The organism is Avibacterium avium, assembly GCF_900454535.1.
Taxonomy (GTDB): domain Bacteria; phylum Pseudomonadota; class Gammaproteobacteria; order Enterobacterales; family Pasteurellaceae; genus Avibacterium; species Avibacterium avium.
Window position 1 is genome coordinate 1,041,070 of record NZ_UGSP01000001.1, and the last position, 24,293, is coordinate 1,065,362.

The 24,293-nt window shown below is 41.8% G+C and carries 21 protein-coding genes, 1 tRNA gene and 1 pseudogene; 5 read left to right on the plus strand and 18 right to left on the minus strand.

The annotated features are described in order from the left end of the window. Nucleotides 1-13 precede the first annotated feature (13 nt). The 3 genes from ispD to eno all read right to left on the minus strand — a co-directional run bounded on the left by ispD (nt 14) and on the right by eno (nt 2,463). On the minus strand, nt 14-703 hold the full coding sequence (gene ispD, locus DYC50_RS05245; RefSeq protein ID WP_115249289.1) for a 2-C-methyl-D-erythritol 4-phosphate cytidylyltransferase: 690 nt from the start codon (nt 701-703) through the stop codon (nt 14-16). A gap of 1 nt (nt 704) precedes the next feature. Further along, entirely contained in the window at nt 705-983 is a 279-nt protein-coding gene (gene ftsB / locus DYC50_RS05250) for a cell division protein FtsB (protein ID WP_115249290.1), read from the minus strand. A gap of 178 nt (nt 984-1,161) precedes the next feature. Continuing rightward, nucleotides 1,162-2,463 (minus strand): phosphopyruvate hydratase, encoded by a 1,302-nt coding sequence (eno, locus tag DYC50_RS05255; protein WP_115249291.1) that lies wholly within the window; start codon nt 2,461-2,463, stop codon nt 1,162-1,164. Between the two features lie 250 nt (nt 2,464-2,713). Here eno and ypfJ point away from each other — a divergent pair, with 250 nt between their 5' ends. Next, nucleotides 2,714-3,550, plus strand: coding sequence for a KPN_02809 family neutral zinc metallopeptidase (gene ypfJ, locus DYC50_RS05260; RefSeq protein ID WP_115249292.1), 837 nt, complete (start codon nt 2,714-2,716; stop codon nt 3,548-3,550). A gap of 114 nt (nt 3,551-3,664) precedes the next feature. Here the strand turns inward: ypfJ and lysC are convergent, their stop codons facing one another. From lysC to DYC50_RS05275, 3 genes are all read right to left on the minus strand, one after another. Further along, complete coding sequence (gene lysC, locus DYC50_RS05265) at nt 3,665-5,023, minus strand: lysine-sensitive aspartokinase 3 (RefSeq protein WP_115249293.1); 1,359 nt, start codon at nt 5,021-5,023, stop codon at nt 3,665-3,667. A 186-nt stretch (nt 5,024-5,209) separates the two neighbouring features. Next, nucleotides 5,210-6,466 carry a glutamate-5-semialdehyde dehydrogenase gene (gene proA, locus DYC50_RS05270; protein WP_115249294.1) on the minus strand — a complete coding sequence of 419 codons (1,257 nt, stop codon included), beginning with the start codon at nt 6,464-6,466 and terminating at the stop codon, nt 5,210-5,212. Nucleotides 6,467-6,484: 18 nt separating this feature from the next. Continuing rightward, nucleotides 6,485-7,156 (minus strand): trimeric intracellular cation channel family protein, encoded by a 672-nt coding sequence (locus tag DYC50_RS05275; protein WP_103855849.1) that lies wholly within the window; start codon nt 7,154-7,156, stop codon nt 6,485-6,487. A 197-nt stretch (nt 7,157-7,353) separates the two neighbouring features. Between DYC50_RS05275 and dnaE the strand changes: the two genes are divergently transcribed. After that, the gene (gene dnaE / locus DYC50_RS05280) at nt 7,354-10,830 is read left to right on the plus strand and encodes a DNA polymerase III subunit alpha (RefSeq protein ID WP_115249295.1); all 3,477 of its coding nucleotides are present in this window, start codon (nt 7,354-7,356) and stop codon (nt 10,828-10,830) included. A 52-nt stretch (nt 10,831-10,882) separates the two neighbouring features. Here dnaE and DYC50_RS05285 read toward each other — a convergent pair whose 3' ends face one another. From DYC50_RS05285 to fbp, 3 genes are all read right to left on the minus strand, one after another. Then, entirely contained in the window at nt 10,883-12,247 is a 1,365-nt protein-coding gene (locus DYC50_RS05285) for an L-serine ammonia-lyase (protein WP_115249296.1), read from the minus strand. A 75-nt stretch (nt 12,248-12,322) separates the two neighbouring features. Next, nucleotides 12,323-13,564 (minus strand): serine/threonine transporter, encoded by a 1,242-nt coding sequence (locus DYC50_RS05290; RefSeq protein WP_115249297.1) that lies wholly within the window; start codon nt 13,562-13,564, stop codon nt 12,323-12,325. A 373-nt stretch (nt 13,565-13,937) separates the two neighbouring features. Then, entirely contained in the window at nt 13,938-14,930 is a 993-nt protein-coding gene (fbp, locus tag DYC50_RS05295) for a class 1 fructose-bisphosphatase (protein ID WP_115249298.1), read from the minus strand. Nucleotides 14,931-15,077: 147 nt separating this feature from the next. Between fbp and mpl the strand changes: the two genes are divergently transcribed. Next, a complete protein-coding gene (mpl, locus tag DYC50_RS05300; RefSeq protein WP_115249299.1) occupies nt 15,078-16,442 on the plus strand; it encodes a UDP-N-acetylmuramate:L-alanyl-gamma-D-glutamyl-meso-diaminopimelate ligase in 1,365 nt (454 codons plus the stop codon). A 180-nt stretch (nt 16,443-16,622) separates the two neighbouring features. Then, complete coding sequence (locus DYC50_RS05305; RefSeq protein ID WP_115249300.1) at nt 16,623-16,832, plus strand: cold-shock protein; 210 nt, start codon at nt 16,623-16,625, stop codon at nt 16,830-16,832. Between the two features lie 56 nt (nt 16,833-16,888). Here the strand turns inward: DYC50_RS05305 and DYC50_RS05310 are convergent, their stop codons facing one another. Further along, nucleotides 16,889-17,212, minus strand: a complete 324-nt coding sequence (locus tag DYC50_RS05310) for an HI1450 family dsDNA-mimic protein (protein ID WP_115249301.1) — start codon at nt 17,210-17,212, stop codon at nt 16,889-16,891. Between the two features lie 60 nt (nt 17,213-17,272). Here DYC50_RS05310 and DYC50_RS10790 point away from each other — a divergent pair. Beyond that, nucleotides 17,273-17,374 (plus strand): annotated as a pseudogene (locus tag DYC50_RS10790) (Ser/Thr protein phosphatase); the annotation flags it as partial. Nucleotides 17,375-17,412: 38 nt separating this feature from the next. Here the strand turns inward: DYC50_RS10790 and adk are convergent. The 8 genes from adk to DYC50_RS05355 all read right to left on the minus strand — a co-directional run bounded on the left by adk (nt 17,413) and on the right by DYC50_RS05355 (nt 24,258). Continuing rightward, a complete protein-coding gene (gene adk / locus DYC50_RS05320) occupies nt 17,413-18,057 on the minus strand; it encodes an adenylate kinase (RefSeq protein WP_115249303.1) in 645 nt (214 codons plus the stop codon). A 203-nt stretch (nt 18,058-18,260) separates the two neighbouring features. After that, a tRNA-Ser gene (locus tag DYC50_RS05325) sits at nt 18,261-18,350 on the minus strand. A 148-nt stretch (nt 18,351-18,498) separates the two neighbouring features. Further along, complete coding sequence (rho, locus tag DYC50_RS05330; RefSeq protein WP_103853956.1) at nt 18,499-19,761, minus strand: transcription termination factor Rho; 1,263 nt, start codon at nt 19,759-19,761, stop codon at nt 18,499-18,501. A 375-nt stretch (nt 19,762-20,136) separates the two neighbouring features. Further along, nucleotides 20,137-21,099 (minus strand): lipoyl synthase, encoded by a 963-nt coding sequence (gene lipA / locus DYC50_RS05335; RefSeq protein ID WP_115249304.1) that lies wholly within the window; start codon nt 21,097-21,099, stop codon nt 20,137-20,139. A gap of 17 nt (nt 21,100-21,116) precedes the next feature. Next, complete coding sequence (gene lipB, locus DYC50_RS05340; RefSeq protein ID WP_115249305.1) at nt 21,117-21,770, minus strand: lipoyl(octanoyl) transferase LipB; 654 nt, start codon at nt 21,768-21,770, stop codon at nt 21,117-21,119. A gap of 26 nt (nt 21,771-21,796) precedes the next feature. After that, nucleotides 21,797-22,099, minus strand: a complete 303-nt coding sequence (gene ybeD / locus DYC50_RS05345) for a DUF493 family protein YbeD (protein ID WP_103855752.1) — start codon at nt 22,097-22,099, stop codon at nt 21,797-21,799. Nucleotides 22,100-22,192: 93 nt separating this feature from the next. Next, a complete protein-coding gene (locus DYC50_RS05350) occupies nt 22,193-23,380 on the minus strand; it encodes a serine hydrolase (protein ID WP_115249306.1) in 1,188 nt (395 codons plus the stop codon). 20 nt (nt 23,381-23,400) lie between these two features. Further along, nucleotides 23,401-24,258, minus strand: a complete 858-nt coding sequence (locus DYC50_RS05355; protein ID WP_115249307.1) for a septal ring lytic transglycosylase RlpA family protein — start codon at nt 24,256-24,258, stop codon at nt 23,401-23,403. Nucleotides 24,259-24,293: the final 35 nt, after the last annotated feature.

Below are 24,293 nucleotides of genomic sequence, written 5' to 3' on the forward strand. Positions count from 1 at the left end.
TATTGCTGATATTTTATTGGTGCTTCTTTTGGCTGAGATAAAATTCCGCAAGCGCTAAATCTTCTGGACGTGTGATTTTAATGTTGCTGGTTTTACCTTGAATTAATTGCGGTTTGAAGCCAAGAAATTCCATTGCAGAAGCTTCATCGGTAATATTTTGTTGTTGCGCAAGCGCTTGTTCAATAGCTTGCGTGAGCAAAAGAGCGGGGAAAAATTGGGGCGTTTGTGCCAACCAAATTTCGTTGCGGTCTTCTGTTTTTTCAATTTGCTGATGTGAATTACTTCTTTTAATGGTATCTATTGCGGGAATGGCAAGAATTGCACCATCAGGCTGTGTGATGTCCGCTAAGGTCGAGAGTTCTTGCTGCGTTAAACAAGGGCGCGCGGCATCGTGTACCATTACCCAAGTGTTTGCACTTGGATTGATCGCGTTTAACCCATTGAGAACAGATTGTGCGCGGGTTTCCCCCCCTTCAACAAGATGAATTTTGGGGTGGCTGAGCAAATCTATTTTTGCCAAATAAGGATCCTTAGGCGCAACCGCAAGGATAATGCGATCAATATGAGATGAATTGAGTAGCGTTTCTAATGTATGTTCTAAAACAGTTTTGCCAAGAATTGTCAAATACTGTTTCGGCCGATCTGCCTGCATTCGGCTACCAATCCCAGCGGCTGGCACAACGGCGATAATTTCTCTTTCCATATTATTTGTGATCTTTAACAATGCGGTAGAAAATTTCGTTATTTTTTACCATTTCGTGCTGTTGTCTGGCGCGTTCTTCAATGGCATCAACCCCTTCTTTGAGATCTTTGATCTCAGCGGCGATGGCGTGATTGCGTTGGGCTAATTTTTCATTTTCTTGCAAATGTTGTGCAATTTCTTGCTCGAGCTGTTTGTGATCCAAATAGCCATTTTTGCCAAACCAAAAATCATATTGGAATAGCACTAATACTGCGAGCAGAAGGAATACAAGTAAACGCATAGGTTCCCCAATTGAATAAAAAGAATAGTGTACCTTGAAATGGTGAAGATTTGTAGGTTTATGGCGGAAATAAATTTGCTAAAAAAGCACCGCACTTGTTAGTTTGTGCGGGGAATAAAAAAGTGCAGGAAAACCCTGCACTTTAGTTGGATAAATATTGCGCAAAGCAGTAATTAAATTACGCTTGACCTTTAACCGCTTTTAATCCTAAGAATGGGGCTTTGTCGCCTAATGCTTCTTCGATACGGATTAATTGGTTGTATTTCGCAATACGGTCAGAACGGCTCATTGAACCAGTTTTGATTTGGCCTGCTGCTGTACCTACCGCTAAATCTGCGATAGTTGCATCTTCAGTTTCACCAGAACGGTGAGAGATTACTGCAGTATAACCTGCATCTTTCGCCATTTTGATTGCCGCTAAAGTTTCAGTTAATGAACCGATTTGGTTGAATTTGATTAAGATTGAGTTTGCGATACCGCGTTCAATCCCTTCTTTTAAGATTTTGGTGTTAGTTACGAATAAATCATCACCCACTAATTGAACTTTGTCGCCTAACACTTTAGTTTGGTAAGCGAAACCTTCCCAGTCTGATTCATCTTGACCATCTTCGATAGAAACGATTGGGTATTCTTTGCAAAGCTCTTCAAGGTAGTGTGTGAATTCTTGAGAAGTGAATGATTTACCTTCACCTTTCATTTCGTACATACCGTTTTCTTTGTTGTAGAACTCAGATGATGCACAGTCCATTGCAAGAGTAACATCTTTACCTAATACATAGCCTGCTTTTTCTACCGCTTCTTTGATACAAGCAAGCGCTGCAGCGTTTGATTCTAGGTTTGGAGCGAAACCACCTTCATCGCCCACTGCAGTGCTTAAACCTTTAGATTTTAATACTTTAGCAAGGTTGTGGAACACTTCAGCACCAATGCGTAGTGCTTCTTTTAATGTTTTCGCACCCACTGGTTGGATCATAAATTCTTGGATATCCACGTTGTTATCTGCGTGTTCACCACCGTTGATGATGTTCATCATTGGTAATGGCATTGAGTAAACACCTGGTGTGCCGTTAAGCTCAGCAATCCACGCATAAAGTGGTAAACCTTTAGATGCTGCAGCAGCTTTGGCGTTAGCAAGAGAAACCGCTAAAATTGCGTTTGCACCGAATTTAGATTTGTTTTCAGTGCCGTCTAAGTCGATCATAATTTGGTCGATTTCAGCTTGGTTAGTGGCATCTTTACCCACTAAAGCTTGTGCGATTGGGTCATTTACCGCTTCAACCGCTTTCAATACACCTTTACCTAAGAAACGAGATTTATCGCCATCGCGTAATTCTAACGCTTCGCGAGAACCTGTCGATGCACCAGATGGCGCAGCTGCAAGACCTACGAAACCACCTTCAAGGTGAACTTCTGCTTCCACAGTTGGATTACCGCGAGAGTCGATGATTTCACGACCAATAATTTTAACGATTTTCGCCATTTTGTTTTCCTCATATTTAAGTTAATTTTCAAAGATAAAATCTGAAATCCCGCTAATCTTAAAACGATTTTTCATTTTTGTCTTGTAAAAAATGCGATTAAATTGATCACCGTTAAATTTTAGTACATTCATTGCTTGAAATCTAGGAAACTAACGCGAAGTTGGTAGAAATAAATTCAGTGTAAATTGCCCAATGAAAGATTTTTTATAATAAAATAACCGCACTTTAATCATAAATAGGATAGAAATTATGCGTTGGCAAGGCCGTAGAGAAAGCACAAATGTTGAAGATAGACGAAATTCAGGGCGTTCCTTTGGTGGTGGAAAACGAACGAGCGTACTTGGTTTGATCATTTTACTTGTTGGTGCTTATTATGGAGTTGATCTTTCTGGCTTGGTTGGCACGCCTGATTTTATTGAGCAACCAACGGCCAATCATACCCAATCAAGCCAAGAAGAACAGCAACTGGCTAGCCTTTCTCGCGTGGTGTTAGCTGACACGGAAACGGTTTGGGGAAATTATTTTTCACAACATAATCAGCATTATCAAGCACCAATAATGGTGTTATATAACGGGGTTACGCATACTGCCTGTGGCACAGGTCAGTCGGCAATGGGGCCATTTTATTGTCCGAATGATCAGCGTGTTTACCTTGATCTTTCTTTTTACAATGATATGAAAAATCAGCTTGGAGCTGGCGGTGATTCCGCGTTTGCTTATGTGATTGCGCACGAAGTAGGGCATCATATCCAAAATTTATTAGGTATCTTGCCTAAAGTGCATCAGGCTCAGCGAAATGTAAGTCCTGCGCAAGCCAATCAACTTTCGGTAAAACTGGAATTACAAGCGGATTGCTTTGCTGGCGTGTGGGCGAATCAAGCAAGTAAAACAGGCCTGTTTGAAACAGGAGATATTGAAAAAGCCTTTCACGCCGCTCAAGCGGTAGGTGATGATCGCTTGCAAAAACGTTCTCAAGGTTATGTTGTACCTGATAGCTTTACGCACGGCACATCAGCTCAGCGTTTAGCTTGGTTTAAACGTGGATTACAAAGCGGACAACCTAGCCAGTGTGATACTTTTGATTAGTATTCGAATAAAGTGCGGTGATATTTTTGCGATAATTTCAATCGATATAAATAAAGCAAAGAAAAAGGAGAAATGTTTCACGTATTTCTCCTTTTTAGATGTGTTTAGTTTGAATTATTCAAATAAATTCTTATGTAATGCTCTGACCACATCATCAGCTTGTTCGCTTTGGACTAACATACAAATATTGTTGGTGCTTGCGCCGTAGCTGATCATTCGTACGTTGTAGCCTTCTAGGGTATCGAAAATTTGTTTTGCGATGCCAGAAGTGATGTGCAAATCATTACCCACCAATGCCACTAAAGATAAGCCTGTATCCACTTTCACGCTAGACACTTCTCTTAATTCCGCGAGCAATTCTGGCGAGAGCATTTCCGCGCCTGATGAAGCAGATCCTGTTTTGTCTAAAGTGAGTGCGACGCTTACTTCAGAAGTGGTGATGGTATCCACAGAAATTTTGTGTTTCGCTAAAATGTTGAACACATTGGCTAAGAAACCTTGCGCGTGTAGCATACTTAAGCTAGAAAGCGTTACCAAGGTTTGATCGCGGCGTAATGCAATTGCACGGAACGTTGGACGTGGTTGTGGATCTTTGGTTACCCAAGTACCGCCATCTTGTGGTGCTTTGCTTGAACCTACGAACACAGGGATATTGCTGCGAACCGCTGGAAGCAGGGTTGCAGGGTGTAACACTTTCGCCCCGAACGTTGCCATTTCTGCCGCTTCCGCAAAGCTCATTGTGTCAATACGTTGTGCGGCTGGCACAATGCGTGGATCAGTGGTGTAAATACCGGCCACGTCCGTCCAAATTAATACATCTTTGGCGTTTAATACTTCGGCTAAAAGTGCCGCAGAATAGTCGCTGCCGCCACGCCCTAAGGTGGTGGTTTTGCCTTGTGGATCGCGTCCAATAAAGCCTTGCGTGATAATCATTGTGTCGTTATCTTGAGCAAGAATCGGTTTTAATAGCGCATCGCTATTTTTCTGCGTTTGCTCGTCATCTGGCGCGGCTTTACCGAAATGGCTGTTGGTTGCCACAATGGTACGCACGTCCACCCAAACGGCTTTTGCGCCAAGCTCTTTTAACACTTGAACGAAAAGCAAGGTGGACATCATTTCCCCTTGGCAGATCAATTCGTCTGTTAAAGCCGGTGAAGCAGCCACGCTTGCGGCATCAGCCAAGCTTTCGATATGTTTTAAAATTTCTTCAATTTTTGCCCGCATTTCGCTGTCGTCTTTAAGTTCAGCCAAAATCGCTTCTTCAATTTGACGCACTTCTGCGATGAGTTTTGCGCGTTCTTCTGCGTCTTTACCATTAGCAAGCGCAACCAATAAATTGGTGATACCTGCCGAGGCCGAAAGCACTACCACACGCGTATTAGGATCAGCGGTTACAATATTTGCACAAGCGCTCATTGCGCTATGATTTGCAACGCTAGTTCCACCGAATTTTGCCACAGAGAGAGTTGACATAGTTTTACCTTCCTATAAAGAATCAATGATGTTGTATTAGAATGCCCTAGAAATAACGATTTAATTAAACATTGTCAAATATTATTTTATAAAATTAAATAAAAAACGCCATTTTTAAAATGACGTTTTGATATTATAAAATTTTAGCCCGAATAATCGAATAATTTTCAATTTCTCACTAAAGGATTAAGGGCGCGCTAAATAATCGCCCACGCCCACCCATTTGTAAGAAGTGAGCGCTTCTAATCCCATTGGTCCGCGAGAATGGAGTTTTTGTGTACTCACCGCCACTTCTGCGCCTAAGCCAAATTGCCCGCCATCAGTAAAGCGTGTGCTGGCATTGACATACACCGCCGCGCTGTCCACTTGATTAATAAATTGCTGCGCAAGACGTTGCGAGCTAGTTAAGATCGCATCAGAATGTTGCGTACCATATTGATTAATAAAGGCCACCGCTTCATCAATATCTTTGACAATCACCACGTTGAGATCAGGCGAACCCCATTCTTGTTGTAAATCCTCCGCCTGTAATGGCACAACTTGTGCCCCCGAATCGCTTAAAATAGAAAGTGCGGTGGAATTTGCGTGAAATTTTATTTTCGATTGGCTAAATTCCGCCAACATTGGCAAAAATTGCGCGGCGATGCTTTCTTGTACTAACAAGGTTTCAAGGGTATTACAAGTGCTTGGGCGCTGCGTTTTGGCATTGCTGATTACCGCTAATGCACGCTTTAAATCGGCACTTTCTTCCACGAAAGTATGGCATACGCCCACGCCCCCAACGATCACAGGAATGGTGGAGTTTTCTTTACAAAGCTGATGTAAGCCCGCGCCACCCCTTGGAATAAGCATATCCACATAGCGATCCAGTTTCATTAATTGCATCACTAAATCGCGGTTTGGATCAGTAATGGCTTGCACGGCATATTGCGGTAAATTGGCTTGTAATAAGGCTTGTTGCACCACTTCGACTAAAATTTTGTTGGAATGTTGTGTTTCCTTGCCACCGCGTAAAATCACCGCATTGCCAGTTTTTAAGCATAGGCTGGCAACATCAATGGTTACGTTTGGGCGCGCTTCATAAATGGTGGCCACCACCCCTAAAGGCACGCGCACGCGTTCAATTTTTAGTCCGCTGTCTAAGGTGCCACCGTCAATGATTTTACCCACAGGATCGGGCAGAGAAATAATATGACGAACATCTTGGGCAATGGCGTGTAGCCGTTCAGGCGTGAGCAATAGACGATCAATCAAGGCTTCCGACAAACCATTTTGTTGAGCGGCTTGAATGTCTTTTTCATTTTCCGCCAAAATGCGATCGGCTTGTTGTTCTAATTGCTCAGCGATACATTGAAGCGCGTGATTTTTTTCTTTCTCGCTACATTGCGCTAACACGAAAGCCGCTTGTTTGGCTTGTTTGCCCATTTCTACTAAATTCGTCATTGTTTATCCTTATTTTAATTATTTGATTTTTTTCGGCAGTTTGTCATCGGCTTGCTTTTCGGCGATTTCCTGTTCTTGATAATCGAACACTGGCAAATGCCACTCAAAACGAATGGCGAGCAAGCGAATGGTAAAACCGCAAGCGAGGGTTACCACGATTACGATATTGTGATTAATATTCAACTGAAGCAAGCCAATATAAATACTTGCCGCCAGCAATGCAACACTGGCATACAGCTCTTTTTGGAAGACAAGGGGAATGCGGTTGCACAGCAAATCCCGCAACACGCCACCAAATGCACCAGTGATAATTGCAGCAATAATCGCAATAATAAAACTATGCCCCATATCTAACGCAATCTGCGTACCAATAATCGAAAATACAATTAATCCTAGCGCATCAAGCACAAGAAAGATGGTGCGAAAATAGCGCATAAAATGGCGAATGAATGGTGCAATCACCACTGTTAGCACCGCAGCACTGGCAACGATAATAAAATAATGAGGATTTTTCACCCAACCAAGGGGATAATGCCCAAGCAGCACATCACGCACCGAACCGCCGCCAATGGCGGTCATTGAGGCGATGATAACCACGCCGAAAATATCCATTTTTTCACGTCCAGCGGCTAATGCCCCTGTGATCGCTTCGGCGGTGATACCCACAATATACAAAATGCTTAGTAGCATAGATCCCTTCATTAAAGTGCGGTGAAAATTTGCTTTATTTTAGACAGGAATTAAACGGTGAACAAGGGAGAATCCACAATCAAAACTGACAGGGAAAAAGAAATTTGATCCGAACTGAAATCTCGTTAAAATGACAGCCTAATTTCCCTTTTTTATCTAATCAACAGCAACAACAGCAACAACAGCAAGGATATTTTATGTCAGAACCCCGTTTCGTGCATTTGCGTGTGCATAGCGATTTTTCAATGATTAACGGTATCGCCAAAGTGAAACCGCTAGTCAAAGCCTGTGTGCAAAACGAAATGGTGGCAATGGCATTGACGGATTTCACCAATTTCTGCGGTTTGGTGCGATTTTATGGCGAAGCCCTTGGCTCAGGGGTGAAGCCCATTGTTGGGGCTGATGTGCTGGTGAAAAGTGATTTGCTCGGTGATGAACATTTTGAACTCACCTTGCTCGCGAAAAATAACACAGGCTATCACAACATCACCTTATTATTATCCAAGGCGTATGAACGGGGTTACACGGATTTACCCTATATTGATCAGCAGTGGCTGGTGGAACACCGCGAAGGCTTGATTATTCTTTCTGGCGGACGCAATGGGGATGTGGGGAAAAAATTACTGAAAAATAATCCTGCGGATGTCGAAAGTGCGGTGCGTTTTTATCAAGAATTTTTCCCCGATCATTTTTATTTGAGCCTTTGTCGCACAGGCCGCCCTGAAGAAGAACGCTATATTCAAGCTGCCTTAAAATTGGCAGAAAAACATCATATTCCCCTTGTGGCAACCAATGATGTGTGCTTTTTGTCTTCCGAAGATTTTGAGGCGCACGAGATTCGCGTTGCGATTCACGACAGCTACACGTTAGATGATCCAAAACGTCCGAAATTATATAGCGATCAGCAATATTTCCGTACTGAACAGGAAATGTGCGAATTATTTGCCGATATTCCCACCGCACTGGCGAATACCGTGCAAATTGCCAAACGTTGTAATGTAACGATTCGTTTGGGTGAGTATTTCTTACCAAAATTTCCCACAGGGGATCTCAGCACGGAAGATTATTTGGTGCAAAAATCCCGTGAGGGCTTGGAAGAGCGCTTAGCCTTTTTATTCCCTGATGAAAAAGAGCGGGCAGAAAAACGCAAGGAATACGATGAGCGCTTGCAAGTCGAGCTAGATGTGATTAACCAAATGGGGTTCCCTGGTTACTTCTTAATCGTAATGGAGTTTATCCAGTGGTCGAAAGATAATGATATTCCTGTTGGGCCGGGGCGTGGTTCTGGGGCGGGATCGCTGGTGGCTTATGCGTTGAAGATCACCGATCTCGATCCCCTTGAGTTTGATTTACTTTTCGAGCGTTTCTTAAATCCAGAACGGGTATCAATGCCCGATTTTGACGTGGATTTCTGTATGGACGGGCGAGATCGCGTGATTGAACACGTTGCGGAAACCTACGGACGTGGCGCGGTGTCGCAGATTATCACCTTTGGTACGATGGCGGCTAAGGCGGTAATTCGAGATGTGGGGCGCGTGCTTGGACATCCTTATAGCTTTGTGGATCGCATTTCTAAACTTGTGCCACCTGACCCTGGTATGACCTTAGCGAAAGCCTTTGAGGCTGAACCTCGTTTACCTGAAATTTATGAAAGTGATGAAGAAGTCAAAGCCTTAATTGATATGGCGCGCAAGCTCGAAGGGGTAACCCGTAACGCAGGGAAACACGCTGGGGGCGTGGTGATTTCCCCGGGGCTGATTACCGATTTCTCACCGCTCTATTGTGATAGTGAGGGCAAACACCCTGTTACCCATTTTGATAAAAATGATGTGGAATATGCAGGGCTAGTGAAGTTTGACTTCTTGGGACTGCGCACCTTAACTATCATCAAATGGGCATTGGATATGATTAACACGCGCCTTGCTAAAGAGGGCAAGCCGTTAGTGGATATTAATCGCATACCCCTTGATGATCCGCAATCTTTCCAAGTGTTACTCAATGCCGAAACAACCGCAGTGTTCCAGCTAGAGTCGCGCGGAATGAAAGATTTGATTAAACGCCTAAAACCGGACTGTTTTGAGGATATTATCGCGTTGGTGGCGTTATTCCGCCCGGGGCCATTGCAATCGGGAATGGTGGATAACTTTATTCGCCGTAAACACGGAGAAGAAGAAATTTCCTACCCTGATGCGGAATATCAGCACATTTTGCTGAAACCGATTTTAGAGCCTACCTACGGCATTATTTTGTATCAAGAGCAGGTAATGCAAATTGCTCAGGTGCTAGCAGGTTATACGCTCGGTGGCGCGGATTTATTACGCCGTGCGATGGGGAAAAAGAAACCAGAAGAAATGGCGAAACAGCGCTCGGTGTTTGAAGAAGGGGCGATTAAAAACGGCATTGATGGCACCCTTGCAATGAAAATTTTCGATTTGGTGGAAAAATTTGCAGGCTACGGCTTTAATAAATCTCACTCCGCCGCTTATGCCTTGGTTTCTTACCAAACGCTCTGGCTCAAAGCCCATTATCCTGCGGAATTTATGGCAGCGGTAATGACTTCTGAAATGGATAACACAGAAAAAATCGTTGGGCTATACGATGAATGTTTGCGTATGGGCTTAACGGTTACGCCGCCAGATATTAATACTGGGAAACACCATTTCAGCGTGAATGATAATGGCGAGATTGTGTATGGCATTGGTGCAATTAAAGGGGTGGGTGAAGGCCCGATTGAAGCCTTGATTTCTGCGCGTGAGCAAGGAGGCATTTTTAAAGATTTATTCGATCTTTGCGCCAGAGTAGATTTAAAGAAAATTAACCGCCGCACTTTTGAAAGCCTGATAATGTCAGGTGCATTCGATAAATTAGGCCCACACCGTGCCGCGCTGGCAAAAAATTTAGAAGATGCCCTCAAAGCCTCCGATCAATATGCCAAAAATGAAGCTATCGGGCAGGCGGATATGTTCGGCGTGCTAACCGAAACTCCCGAAGAAGTAGAACAGGCTTATGCCAACACGCCTCGTTGGAGCGAAAAGCAAATTTTAGACGGCGAACGGGAAACCCTTGGGCTTTATTTAAGCAGCCACCCAATTAGCCCTTATTTAAAAGAGATCGCCCATTACAGCTCAACAAGATTAAAAGATCTTGTGCCAAATTATCGTGGACAAATTAGCACAACTTGCGGTTTAGTGGTGAGTTCGCGTGTGGCGATCACGAAAAAAGGCAACCGCTTAGGCATTGCCACCTTAGATGACCGCTCGGGGCGTTTAGATCTCACGTTATTTGGTGAAAGCCTCGATCGTTTTGGTGAAAAATTGCAGAAAGACACCATTGTGATCGTTTCTGGGCAGGTGAGTTTTGATGATTTTTCGCAAGGCTTAAAAATGTCTGTGCGAGAATTAATGACCCTTGATGAAGCACGCAGTCGCTACGCCAAAAGTCTGGCAATTTGCTTAACGCAAGAACAGCTTTCACCACATTTTATTAAGCAATTTAAAGATACTCTTAGCCCATATAGTGGCGGTGCGTTACCCATTAATATTTATTACCAAAGTCCACAAGGACGCGCGTTAGTGAAACTCGGCGTGCAGTGGTCAGTGAATCCAAGTGATGAATTGATTAATACGCTAGTGGAAATGCTCGGCGAAAGTGCGGTGGAAATTGAGTTTAAATAATTGAAATATAAAATAAGGCGGAACAAACCGCCTTATTTTTTCGCTGCAAATTTTAGGTACAAACCACTTTGATTGCCAAACCGCCTTGCGAGGTTTCGCGGTATTTGGCGTTCATATCTTTGCCCGTTTCGTACATTGTTTCGATAACTTTATCTAAGCTCACGCGTGGGTTAGAGGTACGTTGCAATGCCATTCGGCTAGCGTTAATCGCTTTGACGGAAGCAATGGCGTTGCGCTCAATGCAAGGTACTTGCACTTGACCGCCCACAGGATCGCAAGTCAGCCCTAGATTATGTTCCATCGCAATTTCAGCGGCCATACAAACTTGCTCGGGGCTACCGCCCAAAATTTCTGTTAAGCCAGCCGCTGCCATTGAGCAAGCCACCCCCACTTCGCCTTGGCAGCCCACTTCTGCCCCTGAAATGGACGCATTCATTTTGTAAAGTGAGCCGATCATTCCACAGGCAAGTAAATAGCGTTCTACAATTTCATCGGTAATTGGCGAAATGAATTTTTCATAATAAGACAGCACCGCAGGCACAATACCGCAAGCGCCGTTTGTTGGTGCGGTAACTACACGCCCGCCTGCTGCATTTTCTTCATTGACCGCAAGCGCATACATATTGACCCAATCGATCACTTTCATCGGGTCGTTGGAAAGCCCATTATTGGCTTGCAGTAAACGGTGTAAGGTTGCTGCACGGCGAACCACTTTGAGCGGGCCGGGTAGTAACCCTTCCGTAGCCAAGCCGTGTTCTATACATTCTTTCATCGTTTGCCAAATGCGTTTTAGGTGCGTTTGTGTGGCTTCTTTTCCGTGTAAGGCAATTTCATTTTGTAACATCACACTAGATAGTGCTAAGCCATTTTCTTTGCAATGATACAAAATATCTGCCGCACTTTGATAAGGGAAAGGCACATTGATGTCGGACTCTTCCTGCTGATTGAAATGCGCTTCATCAACAATAAATCCGCCGCCAATAGAATAATAGGTTTGCTGATAAAGCAAGTTGTCATTTTCATAGGCGGACAGCGTCATGCCGTTTTCGTGTAAAGGCAGAAAGGTTTGATGAAAGATCATATCGCTTTCATAATCAAATTTCGCCACTCGCTGCCCTTGCGCTAATGGCAAAAGTGCGGTGCTTTTTACATCAGAAATAAATTTAGGAATTAAATCAATATCCACATCGTGCGGTAAATAGCCCGCTAAACCCATAATAATAGCAATATCGGTATTATGCCCACGCCCTGTCATTGAAAGTGAGCCATAAACATCAACCTTAACTTGGGTTACCTTGGCGAGTAAATTTTTCGCCACTAAATCATCGACAAATTGCTTACCCGCTTTCATTGGCCCAACGGTATGAGAGCTAGAAGGCCCAATGCCGATTTTAAACATATCAAAAACACTAATCATCGTTTTCTCGAAGTCTGGCAGGGCATTTCGCCCTGCTTAAGGTTATTATTATAAAAGGTGCGTATTCTATCTTAATTAATAAAATAATCCATACACCACTGCTGAGATTGCAATCATTCCCATCACGGTCACGAAAACATTGCTAGCATAGCCTTGATAACGCGCCATCGCAGGTACTTTACGAATGGCATACATTGGCATTAAAAACAGAATTGCGGCGATAATTGGCCCACCAATGGATTCAATTAAACCAAGAATGCTTGGATTGATAATTGCCACCGCCCATAAAGTCAATAAAAAGAAAAGTGCGGTGAAAAAATTCAATTTTTTTCGATTCGTAATATCTTGTTTGCCCGAAAATTTTAAATACAGCCCCTGAATGCCTTCTCGTGCGCCTAAATAATGGCCAAAGAAAGAGCTGGTAATAGCAAGAAACGCCACTAAAGGCCCAAAATAGGAAATATAAGGGTTGTCAAATTTATTGGCTAAAAAAGAAAGGATACTGATATTTTGCGCTTTGGCTTGCACTAAATCTTCTGGCGTGAGTGTTAGCACGCAACTAAAGACAAAAAACATCACGAAAAATAACAGCAAGGTGGATGTGTTTTTCAATGTCTGACTGGCGTGGCATTCAGTTAATTCTGGCAATTTGTATTCCCGCTGTTGTGATTGCGAAAAGCAAGAAATCGCAGGGGAATGATTAAAAGAAAACACTAACACCGGAATGGTGATCCACAGCGTGCTAATAAAACTGGTGGCGTCAGGCATTTGGTGAAGCATTGCCGTATTCCATTGCGGAATTAAATAAATGGAAAGCGAAAATAAAATAAAAACAAGGGGATAGACCAAAAACTCAGTCATTTTGAGCATTATTTTTTCGCTCATCAGCATCACCGAAATCAGGCTTGCAATCAAAATGAAAGAAAGCAAAATGCGGTTTGGGGCGCTTAGTCCTAACTGGTTGATAATAAAGGATTCCACCGTATTGGTGATGCCATTACCATAAATTAACAAAATAGGAAAAATCGCAAAAAAGTAGAGCAGCGTGATAATTTTCCCTGCGCCTTGCCCAAAATGTTCTTCCACTACTTCTGTAATATCGCTGCCGGGTTTAGAAGATGACAGCACAAAGCGAGATAATGCACGGTGTGAGAAATAAGTCATCGGCCCAACCAACAGCATAATGGCGATTAACGGCCAAAATCCGCCCATTCCAGCATTTATGGGTAAAAACAGCACGCCAGCTCCCACGGCTGTGCCGAATAAATTTAACGTCCAAAGTAAATCGAATTTGTTTGTTATTGTTGTTTTAAACATTATTGTTGCGCTCCTTTCATCAGCATTTGGCAGGAAATTAATCGTTGCAGATGATATAGCGCATAAAAATTTTATGTGGAACAAAATATCAAAATTGTGAAGGCAATCGTTTGGCTAAAAAATAATTGCTTAGAAAATAGATAGTTAGTTACGATTTATTAACATTTTTTTGTGAGATTAATGCGGATAGGCTTTCATTTTATGTTTAAATTCTTTCTTTTATCACTACGTAAAAAGTGCGGTGAAAATTTTTCTAATTTTTACAGTGAGTTAGGATAAATAGAAAGGTTTCGTTTTATGTGATAAATGAGAAATAAAAATAAAAAAAGCGCCGCACTTTTTGTGCAACGCTTTAAATTCAGAATAATCGTTTTTAATCCATAAAACTTTGTGCTTTTTCCACCATTTCTTTTGAGCCAACAAAGAGCGGTGAGCGTTGGTGTAATTCCGTTGGCTGAATATCTAAAATGCGTTGATAGCCATCGGTGGCAAGGCCGGCTGCTTGTTCGGCTAAAAATGCCATTGGGTTGCCTTCATAAAGTAGGCGAAGTTTGCCATTTGGATAGTTTGTGGCGCTTGGATAAATATAAATCCCGCCTTTCAATAAATTGCGGTGGAAGTCAGACACCAAAGAGCCAATATAGCGTGATGTATAAGGGCGTTGAGTGGCTTTGTCTTCTTCTTGGCAGTATTTGATGTATTTTTTCACTCCTAATGGGAATTTGAGATATTGTCCTTCGTTAATGGAATAAATTTTGCCGCTTGCTGGCATTTGGATATTTTCGTGTGAAAGGCAGAATACGCCCAAGGACGGATCGTAAGTAAAGCCGTTTACCCCATTTCCTGTGGTATAAACTAACATTGTTGAGGAACCATAAACAATGTAACCTGCAGCCACTTGGCGATGCCCTGGTTGTAAAAAATCTTCTAAGGTTACTGGCGTGCCAATAGGGGAAACACGGCGGTAAATAGAAAAAATCGTGCCAACGGCAACATTCACATCAATATTTGATGAGCCATCTAAGGGATCGGTTAAAATCACATATTTTGCATTGCGTCCGCGTTCGGTATCAAAAGCAACAAAATTTTCTTCTTCTTCGGAAGCAAATCCTGCCACTTCTTCGCGTGCAATGAGGGCTTGTTTCATTGTGTTGTGGGCAAATAAATCTAATTTCATTTGCACTTCTCCTTGCACATTCTCCACGCCAGAGTTGCCAATAATGTTATTGGTTAGCCCTGCTTTGTTAATATCACGGTGGATCACTTTCGCCACTAAGCGAATAGAAGAAAGAATGCCCGAAAGTTCGCCTTTTGCATTGGGATATTCCGCTTGCTTTTCAACAATAAATTGCCCTAACGTTTTCATAATTTATCCTTATTTTGAATGAATACATTGTACAGTTTGAAAGAGTTGATTTATTATAGCTAGCCTTTGAACAAGAGAAATAATCTCCTACTGAGTTTGTGATCTCAGGCACATTTTATTTTCGTTTTTTGTATAAGAGATAAAAAAATGACACAAAAACATATTCATATTCTTGGAATTTGCGGCACGTTTATGGGTGGTGTGGCGATTATTGCCAAACAGATGGGATATAAAGTAACGGGATCGGATGTTAATGTATATCCGCCAATGAGTACTTTTTTACAGGAAAATCAAATTGAAATTATCCCTAATTATGATCCAGCCCAGCTTGAGCCTGCTCCGGATTTAGTGTTAATTGGCAATGCAATGAAGCGTGGCAATCCTTGCGTGGAATATGTGCTTGAGAATAGGTTACCTTATACATCAGGACCGCAGTGGTTGCACGATAACTTATTGCGTGATCGCTGGGTGTTGGCGGTTTCTGGTACGCACGGGAAAACCACCACAACAGGTATGCTCAGCTGGATTTTAGAGAAAAATGGACTAAACCCCGGTTTTCTAATCGGTGGCATTGCGGGCAATTTTGGTACATCAGCCCGTTTAGGTGAAAGCCCATTTTTTGTGATTGAAGCCGATGAATATGACACTGCATTTTTTGATAAACGCTCAAAATTCATTCACTACAATCCAAAAACTCTAATTATTAATAATATTGGTTTTGATCACGCGGATATTTTCGATGATTTAAAAGCAATCCAGCGCCAATTTCATCATATGATCCGCACCATTCCTTCAAGTGGACGCATTTTATCTTTCGCCAATGAACAAAGTGTAAAAGAAACCTTAGAAATGGGCTGTTGGTCGGAACAGCAATTTTTGGGAGAAGGGCAGGAATGGTATGCCGAACGCATCACCAATGATTGCACCGAGTTTTCTGTGTATCATTTTGGCGAAAAAGTGGCAGAAGTGAAATGGAATATTGTTGGACAACATAATATGCACAACGCATTAATGGCAATTGCGGCGGCGTATCACGCGGGCGTGTCGATTGAAAATGCCTGTGCTGCGTTAGGCAGTTTCATTAATGCAAAACGCCGTTTAGAGCTAAAAGGCGAAGTGAATGGCATTAGCGTGTATGATGATTTTGCCCATCACCCTGCAGAAATTCTCGCAACTTTAACCGCACTTCGTGATAAAGTGGGCGGCGGTGTGCGAATTCTTGCGGTGTTAGAACCTCGTTCCAACACAATGAAAATGGGCGTTCATAAAGATGAGCTAGCGCCTGCACTGGTGCGTGCTGATCATATCTTTTTATTACAGCCAGACAACATTCCGTGGGATGTGGTGGACATCGCAAACCAATGCGTTCAACCTGCTAGCTGGACAGCAAATTTAGATAAATTAGTGGATATGATTGTGGCAGAAGCCAAACCGAGCGACCACATTTTGGTGATGTCAAATGGCAGTTTCGGTGGTATTCATCAAAAATTACTTGATAAATTAGCCAATTAAAAAATAAATGAGATTTATTGAAAATAAAAGGTGCTATTTTAGCTATATGCTGTTACTATGGCTTTGCTTTTTAAGCAGTAGAGATAACAATCAATAATCTGTGGCTATATTTAAAGTTTTTTATTTTATCATCATAATATTATTGCGTTATCTAAGATTAGATTTAACTTAGGATTTACAATGTCTAAAAATAATGGAACCGTTAAATGGTTCAACGAAACAAAAGGGTTTGGTTTTTTACAATCAGAAGGTGGAGAAGAAGTGTTTGTACATTTCTCAGCAATTCAATCTAAAGGATTCCGCACCTTAAAAGAAGGTCAAGCCGTGGAGTTTGATATTATTGATGATAAAAGAGGAAAAAAAGCAGAAAACGTAATGGTTTTAGCTTAATTCCCCAATAAAATAAACCATCACTAAAACGTGATGGTTTTTTCTTTTCTAGTAAATTATTTTTTCCAAATGATGTGATATTCCCGCTCCTCTTCTCGGTGTGAAATGAGAAATTTGGCAAAAATATCGGTCATTTCATCATTATCATCAACAAGCCCAATCCAAACTTCCGCATATTCTTCAGGATCAATTAATACACCAATTTCCTGATCCCAATCATCAGCGGTTTCCACAAACTCCACCGCACCACGTTGTTCAAATTCTAAGTTGAATAATAAAATATCCGCTGGATCAAGATTTTCAGCAGCCATTTCAAGAAAAATATCATAGGCAATATCAATCGCCGCATCAGGATCTAATTTTTTAATAGATTCAATCATTTTTTATGTCCAAGAGTGTGCAAAGTAGGCATAATAACATATACATCTATCTGATAAAACGGAACAATCCAAAATATGATGATTAATTATATTAGCCAAGTGAAAGGCGGAAAAATTGATGGAAAAAGTCATCATCGTTGGAAAATTGTGGGATTAGACTAAATGAAAAAGGGGATAATACGTTATCCCCTTTAATAATTTTAAGCTAAAATTTTATCTAATTCTGCGCTTACTTCTTCTACTTTCTGTGTGCCATCTAAGCGGAAATATTTCGTATTGCCTGCTTTGGCCTCAGCCTGATAGTAATCTACCAATGGCTTGGTGGTGTTGTGATACACTTTCAAGCGATCTAACACGGTTTCAGGCTTGTCATCAGCACGGATAATTAAATCTTCACCTGTTATATCATCTTTGCCTTCTACTTTTGGCGGATTATACACAACGTGGTAAGTACGCCCAGAAGCTTGGTGAACACGGCGGCCGCTCATACGCTCAACAATCACTTCATCTGGGACATCAAATTCCAACACATAATCAATGCTAATACCGGCGTTTTTTAAGGCGTCCGCTTGCGGAATAGTGCGTGGGAAGCCATCTAATAAAAAGCCTTTTGCGCAATCATCTTGTGCAACACGCTCTTTCACAAGCGAAATAATTAAATCATCTGGCACAAGCTGTCCTGCGTCCATTAAGGTTTTCGCTTGTTTGCCTAATTCTGTTCCCGCTTTAATTGCCGCGCGTAACATATCGCCCGTAGAAATTTGTGGAATACCAAATTTGTTCATAATAAATTGTGCTTGCGTGCCTTTTCCTGCACCTGGCGCACCTAAAAGGATAATTTTCATACTCACCTCAGTTATAAAAAAAGTTGATATAACATACCCTTAATAGCGTTAAAACTCAAGACTCCCATTATACAAGCAATCAAATTTATTTTAGTTGCGAGAAAAGACAGTAAAAAAGCACCGCACTTTATTGGGGCGTTATCAGTTTTTGCTTGGTAAAAAGAAAAAAGCCGTAAGTATTTTACTTACGGCTTCTTAGAATATGGCGGAGGAAAAGAGATTCGAACTCTTGGAGGGCGTAAACCCTCGCCGGTTTTCAAGACCGGTGCCTTCAACCACTCGACCATTCCTCCGTGGAACGAGGCGTATATTAGAGATTTCTGATATTCAAGTCAATCAATTCTTTTTAAAATTGATTCGTTTGATTGTTTTTAGTTCAATTGACCATTGTTTTTATTAAAAAAATAGCACGTCTAAATGTTTAACGTGCTATTTTTCATATTAAGAACGCTTCATAATCTCGAAAAACTCTTCGTTGGTTTTGGCAACGGCGAGTTTATCAATAAGGAATTCCATTGCTTCCACTTCACCCATTGGATTAAGGATTTTGCGTAGAATCCACATTTTTTGTAGTTCGTCAGGGGTGGTGAGTAAGTCTTCTTTACGCGTGCCTGAACGGTTAAAGTCAATGGCTGGGAACACGCGTTTTTCAGCGATTTTACGCGAAAGATGTAGCTCCATATTCCCCGTACCTTTAAATTCTTCGAAGATCACTTCATCCATTTTTGACCCTGTATCTACAAGTGCGGTCGCAATAATGGTTAAACTTCCGCCTTCTTCCACGTTACGCGCTGCACCGAAGAAACGTTTTGGACGATGTAACGCATTGGCATCTACACCACCAGAAAGGATTTTACCTGAAGCAGGGGTTACGGTGTTATAAGCTCGGGCAAGACGCGTGATACTATCTAATAAAATCACTACATCTTTTTTATGTTCAACTAAACGTTTTGCTTTTTCGATAACCATTTCGGCAACTTGAACGTGGCGTGAAGCGGGTTCATCAAAGGTTGAAGCAATCACTTCGCCTTTTACTGAGCGTTGCATTTCCGTTACTTCTTCTGGACGTTCGTCAATTAATAACACGATAAGCACACATTCTGGATAGTTATGGGTAATGCTCTGTGCAATATTTTGTAGCAACATTGTTTTCCCCGCTTTTGGTGGGGCAACAATCAAGCCACGTTGTCCTTTCCCGATAGGGGAGGCTAAATCTAAAATACGCGCGGTTAAATCTTCTGTTGAACCGTTACCACGTTCCATTCTTAAACGTGAATTGGCGTGAAGTGGGGTTAAATTTTCAAATAAAATTTTGCTGCGTGAAACTTCAGGTTTGTCATCATTAACTTGATCCACTTTTAGCAAAGCAAAATAACGTTCCCCTTCTTTTGGCGGACGAATTTTTCCTTCAATTTTATCCCCAGTTTGTAAATTGAAACGGCGAATTTGGCTTGGAGAAACATAGATATCATCAGGGCCAGCAAGGTAGGAGCTGTCAGCGGAACGTAAGAAACCAAAGCCATCAGGCAGGATTTCTAACACACCCCCACCGAAAATATCCTCACCGCTTTTGGCGTGTTGTTTTAGGATAGCGAAAACAATATCTTGCTTGCGTAAACGGGCTAGATTTTCTAAACCCATTTGTTCTTCACCGAGTTTTACCAGCTCGGAAACAGGCATATTTTTAAGTTCTGTTAAATGCATAATAATTTGAAATGTTGGTTAGATTGGAAAATGAATTTGTTATGAAGATGTTTGAACATAGAATGGGCGTAAAGTTACCATTAAATAGCGGTGATGTCTAGAAAATAAAAGAATGAAATGATAAAAAATTGGCTTAGTACAAGGAATTTGCACGAATTTTATATTTTGTAGTAAGGGGAAAATATATAGGGCGGATAAGTGATTTTGTACGTTTAACGTTCTGCCAGACAATAGGTTGAATTTTCATAATACGGCGTATTTTATTAAAGGAATATTGCAGTGGGGAATAAAAAAGCAGGTAAAAAGCGTCCCGCTCTTTGGCGGGACAGCTTTGATGATATTTACTAACCTAAAAGTGCGGTAATTTTTTCAAAATTATTTCACTAATTTACCGCTGGCTTGTAAGTCCGCGTGGTAAGAAGAACGCACGAAAGGTCCGCAGGCGGCGTGTTCAAACCCCATTTCGTTGGCTTTATCACGGAACTCATCAAATTCTTCAGGCGGAACATAGCGCGCTACCGGTAAGTGATGGCGGCTTGGTTGCAAATATTGTCCGAGTGTGAGCATTGTTACGCCGTTGGTGCGTAAATCTTGCATCACTTGTAAGATTTCTTCGTTGGTTTCGCCTAAGCCCACCATTAAGCCTGATTTGGTTGGAATATCAGGGAACATTGCTTTGAACTCACGCAATAATTTGAGCGACCATTCATAATCTGCCCCTGGGCGAATATCACGATACAAGCGTGGCACATTTTCCAAATTGTGGTTGAACACATCTGGTGGATTATCTTTTAATTTTTCTAGCGCTTGTTCGATGCGTCCACGGAAATCAGGCACAAGGATTTCAATTTTGATCCCTGGATTAAGCGCGCGGATTTCTTTCACACATTCGGCGAAGTGGCCTGCACCACGGTCAGGCAGATCGTCACGATCCACTGAAGTGATCACCACATAACGTAATTTCATATCCTGAATAGTTTCGGCTAATTTGCGTGGTTCGTCAGGATCAGGTGGTAAAGGCTTGCCGTGTGCCACATCACAGAATGGGCAGCGGCGCGTACAAATTGCGCCTAAGATCATAAAGGTTGCCGTGCCGTGGTTAAAACATTCGTGCAAGTTGGGGCAAGAGGCTTCTTCACACACAGAATGCAAGCCGTGGCGGCGCATTCCATTTTTGATGCTATCAATTTTTGCTGAATTGGCTGGCAGTTTGATTTTCATCCACTCAGGCTTTTTCAATAAAGGCTGGTTGGGATCAATATTTTTTACTGGGATAATGGAAGTTTTTGCGGCATCACGATATTTTACGCCACGTTCCATTTTAAAAGGCGTTGCCATTAACGCTCCTATTTTTGTTAAGAATTTGTTACGGAATTATACCCCAATAATTGGGTGAAGTGTGTAACTAATTTGGGCGAAACCTTGTCTGGCTGTGCTTCTTGTTGCGGGATAAAATCTGCCATTTGACACATTTCAAGCCCTGCATAACCACAGGGGTTAATGTATAAGAAAGGCGTAAGATCCATATTAATATTTAGCGCTAAACCGTGGAAAGAACAGCCTTTGCGAATGCGTAAACCGAGCGAGCAGATTTTTTTGCCGTCCACATACACCCCTGGTGCATCGGCTTTGGGATAGCCTTCAATGCCGTAATCTGCCAGCGTTTGCACCACCGATTGCTCAAGGGCGGTAACCAGTTGGCGTACATTGAGATCTTTGCCTTGCGCTTTCAGGCGTTTGATGTCGATCAACACATACATAACTTGCTGACCCAATCCGTGATAGGTGATTTGTCCGCCACGATCCGATTGCACCACAGGGATCGCGCTTTGTTGCAATAAATGTTCAGGCTTGCCCGCAGAGCCTTGGGTGAACACTGCTGGGTGCTGAACGAGCCAGATTTCATCTTGGGTATTTTCATCACGATTATCAGTAAATTGCTGCATTTTATGCCAAATTTCTTGATAATCTTGCACGCCAAGTTGGCGGATAATAATGGATTGGGTCATCGCCTTTACCTTATTGTTTATGCAGATTAAAGCACCATTCTTACGCCGTTAATTTTGGCAAGTTCGCTATAAAGGGTTTCCACTTGCTCAATATTTTCAGCCACAATATCCACTGAAATCGATTTGTATGTGCCTTTTCCGCTGACATTTTCACGCGGATTATAATCACCTTTGGCATATTTTTGTACCACAGCGATCACATCATCGGCTAAATCAGGTCGGTTGGCTCCCACCACTTTAAAGGTGAAATCACAGGGAAATTCTAAAAGATCTTTAAGTTGCTTTTGTGGAATATCTTCAAGTTTTACGACTTTTTCTTGTTCTGCCATTTTTTGTCCTCAAATTTGTTAAAAATTTAGACCGCACTTTGTTTAGTGCGGCCATTTGAGCTTTAGATTGGGAAGATTTTACCAATTTCAAGTTTAGCTGAATAAACTTTTTACAGTTAGCACTAACCAATCCCAGATTTTGCCGAAGAAACCGCCTTCTTCAATATTGTTCATTACTTGTAAATCTACTTTAGCAATGTCTTTACCATCAAGCTGATAGGTGATTTTGCCCACCACTTGGCCTTTCGCCAATGGCGCTTCAAGGTATTTTTTGTCTAAATCATAACGGGCTTTCACTTCCGCTTGGCGACCTTTTGGCAAGGTGATAAATTGATCTTGCAACACGCCAAGTTGCACTTTGCTGTTATCGCCATAATAAACGCTTTGTTCAGAAACGGTTTTGTTGGCTTCTAAGGCTTTGAAGGTTTCAAAGTTAGCAAATCCCCATTGCAATAATTTTTTGCTTTCAATTTCACGGCCTTTGTAAGTTGGTACGCCCATCACCACCGAAATTAAACGCATATTGCCGTTGCCCAATGCAGAAGCTACAAGGTTGTAGCCTGCTTTGTCGGTATGCCCTGTTTTCATACCATCAACTTTAAGGGTTTTATCCCACAATAAGCCATTGCGATTTGGTTGGCGGATTTTGTTGAAAGTGAATTCTTTTTCCGCATAGATTTTGTATTCTTCAGGTAAATCACGAATGATATGCGCGCCAATTAGTGCCATATCACGGGCGGAAGAATATTGATTTTCGTCATCTAAGCCGTGTACGGTGGTGAAATGGGTATTTTTTAGGCCAAACTGTTCCACATATTTATTCATTGCATTGATGAAATTTTGTGTTGAGCCTGAAACGTGTTCCGCCATTGCCACGCAAGCATCATTGCCTGATACCACAATGATCCCGCGATTAAGATCGGCAACGGAAACCTGTTGGTTTAAATTTAGGAACATTTTTGATGAACCCGGGAAATTTTTACCCCAAGCGCTATTACCAATGGTAACCATATCTGAATCGTGGATTTTACCTTGTTTTAACGCATCGCCGACCACATAGCTTGTCATCATTTTGGTGAGTGAAGCTGGATATTGGCGTTGATCAGGGTTAAATGCCGCTAACACTGCACCAGAATTGTAATCCATTAAAATATAGGTTTGCGCATTAAGTTGTGGTGCGGCAATGCCGTATTGAATATCTTCTGCAAAAAGATTTTGGCTTGCGCCTAATGTGGCAGTTAAAAATGCGATCTTTGTTTTCTTAACAATTTGTTTTAACATCATTTTTTCCTAAATTTAAGTTAGTTTTTATAGCTAGAAATCACAATTGGTTTGGTGCGATTAAGGCGGTGTAATTTGCTTTTTAGCGTTTGTGCCTGTTTCTTAGTTTTTACTGCGCCAAAGCGTACTTCATATTTTTTCTTATGGGAAATCATTTGTGCGTTAATTTTCATCTTTTTCGCTTTTTTCACGATTTCTTGCGCTTGAGATTTGCTTAAATCGAGCATTTTTAGCTGATAACCAGAAGAAATTTTCTTAGAATTAACCGCACTTTTTCCTTTGCTTGCGTTAGGTGAAACCACCAGACGTTTTTTAGCTTCCGCCGTTTTTGCCATTTTGGCTAAAGAATTTGCGCCCGCACCTGAGATTTTCCCATTACGATCAACATACATCGCTTCAACGCGTACTTTACCTAAGCCACTATGTACGATACCTAGCTGATTTGCCGCTTTGCGTGAAAGATCGATAATTCTGCCTTTTACGAACGGGCCACGATCATTAATTCGCACCACTACTTTTTTGCCGTTACGCAGGTTAGTAACCAGTGCATAAGAGTTTAGGGGTAAAGTTTTATGAGCGGCGGTGTAACTGTTTGGATTGTAATATTCGCCATTTGACGTTTTGCGCCCAGCAAACATTCTGTGATAGTAACTGGCAACGCCTTCTTGACGATAATGTTTCGCATCTTTCTTATGTTTGGTGCTATAGGTTACCCCTTTGACGACATAAGAATAATTTTTTTCGCTAACAGGTTTATGTGTTAAGGCTGCGCCTTTTACGCCATATAACTTGTGCGTTTCTGCTTGGCTGCTTACGCTGGCAACTAAAAATACAAGTGCCGCGCTAAGTTTAAGTAAGAAGGTAAATTTCATTTTCATTTGTGTCTTATTAAATAATTAGTCAGAGTAAAAAA

What these genes read in the sequence shown, in the direction of transcription:
- ispD (WP_115249289.1), bottom strand. Translation starts at nt 703, where the DNA reads ATGGAAAGAGAAATTATCGCCGTTGTGCCAGCCGCTGGGATTGGTAGC.
- ftsB (WP_115249290.1), bottom strand. Translation starts at nt 983, where the DNA reads ATGCGTTTACTTGTATTCCTTCTGCTCGCAGTATTAGTGCTATTCCAA.
- eno (WP_115249291.1), bottom strand. Translation starts at nt 2,463, where the DNA reads ATGGCGAAAATCGTTAAAATTATTGGTCGTGAAATCATCGACTCTCGC.
- ypfJ (WP_115249292.1), top strand. Translation starts at nt 2,714, where the DNA reads ATGCGTTGGCAAGGCCGTAGAGAAAGCACAAATGTTGAAGATAGACGA.
- lysC (WP_115249293.1), bottom strand. Translation starts at nt 5,023, where the DNA reads ATGTCAACTCTCTCTGTGGCAAAATTCGGTGGAACTAGCGTTGCAAAT.
- proA (WP_115249294.1), bottom strand. Translation starts at nt 6,466, where the DNA reads ATGACGAATTTAGTAGAAATGGGCAAACAAGCCAAACAAGCGGCTTTC.
- DYC50_RS05275 (WP_103855849.1), bottom strand. Translation starts at nt 7,156, where the DNA reads ATGCTACTAAGCATTTTGTATATTGTGGGTATCACCGCCGAAGCGATC.
- dnaE (WP_115249295.1), top strand. Translation starts at nt 7,354, where the DNA reads ATGTCAGAACCCCGTTTCGTGCATTTGCGTGTGCATAGCGATTTTTCA.
- DYC50_RS05285 (WP_115249296.1), bottom strand. Translation starts at nt 12,247, where the DNA reads ATGATTAGTGTTTTTGATATGTTTAAAATCGGCATTGGGCCTTCTAGC.
- DYC50_RS05290 (WP_115249297.1), bottom strand. Translation starts at nt 13,564, where the DNA reads ATGTTTAAAACAACAATAACAAACAAATTCGATTTACTTTGGACGTTA.
- fbp (WP_115249298.1), bottom strand. Translation starts at nt 14,930, where the DNA reads ATGAAAACGTTAGGGCAATTTATTGTTGAAAAGCAAGCGGAATATCCC.
- mpl (WP_115249299.1), top strand. Translation starts at nt 15,078, where the DNA reads ATGACACAAAAACATATTCATATTCTTGGAATTTGCGGCACGTTTATG.
- DYC50_RS05305 (WP_115249300.1), top strand. Translation starts at nt 16,623, where the DNA reads ATGTCTAAAAATAATGGAACCGTTAAATGGTTCAACGAAACAAAAGGG.
- DYC50_RS05310 (WP_115249301.1), bottom strand. Translation starts at nt 17,212, where the DNA reads ATGATTGAATCTATTAAAAAATTAGATCCTGATGCGGCGATTGATATT.
- adk (WP_115249303.1), bottom strand. Translation starts at nt 18,057, where the DNA reads ATGAAAATTATCCTTTTAGGTGCGCCAGGTGCAGGAAAAGGCACGCAA.
- rho (WP_103853956.1), bottom strand. Translation starts at nt 19,761, where the DNA reads ATGCATTTAACAGAACTTAAAAATATGCCTGTTTCCGAGCTGGTAAAA.
- lipA (WP_115249304.1), bottom strand. Translation starts at nt 21,099, where the DNA reads ATGGCAACGCCTTTTAAAATGGAACGTGGCGTAAAATATCGTGATGCC.
- lipB (WP_115249305.1), bottom strand. Translation starts at nt 21,770, where the DNA reads ATGACCCAATCCATTATTATCCGCCAACTTGGCGTGCAAGATTATCAA.
- ybeD (WP_103855752.1), bottom strand. Translation starts at nt 22,099, where the DNA reads ATGGCAGAACAAGAAAAAGTCGTAAAACTTGAAGATATTCCACAAAAG.
- DYC50_RS05350 (WP_115249306.1), bottom strand. Translation starts at nt 23,380, where the DNA reads ATGTTAAAACAAATTGTTAAGAAAACAAAGATCGCATTTTTAACTGCC.
- DYC50_RS05355 (WP_115249307.1), bottom strand. Translation starts at nt 24,258, where the DNA reads ATGAAAATGAAATTTACCTTCTTACTTAAACTTAGCGCGGCACTTGTA.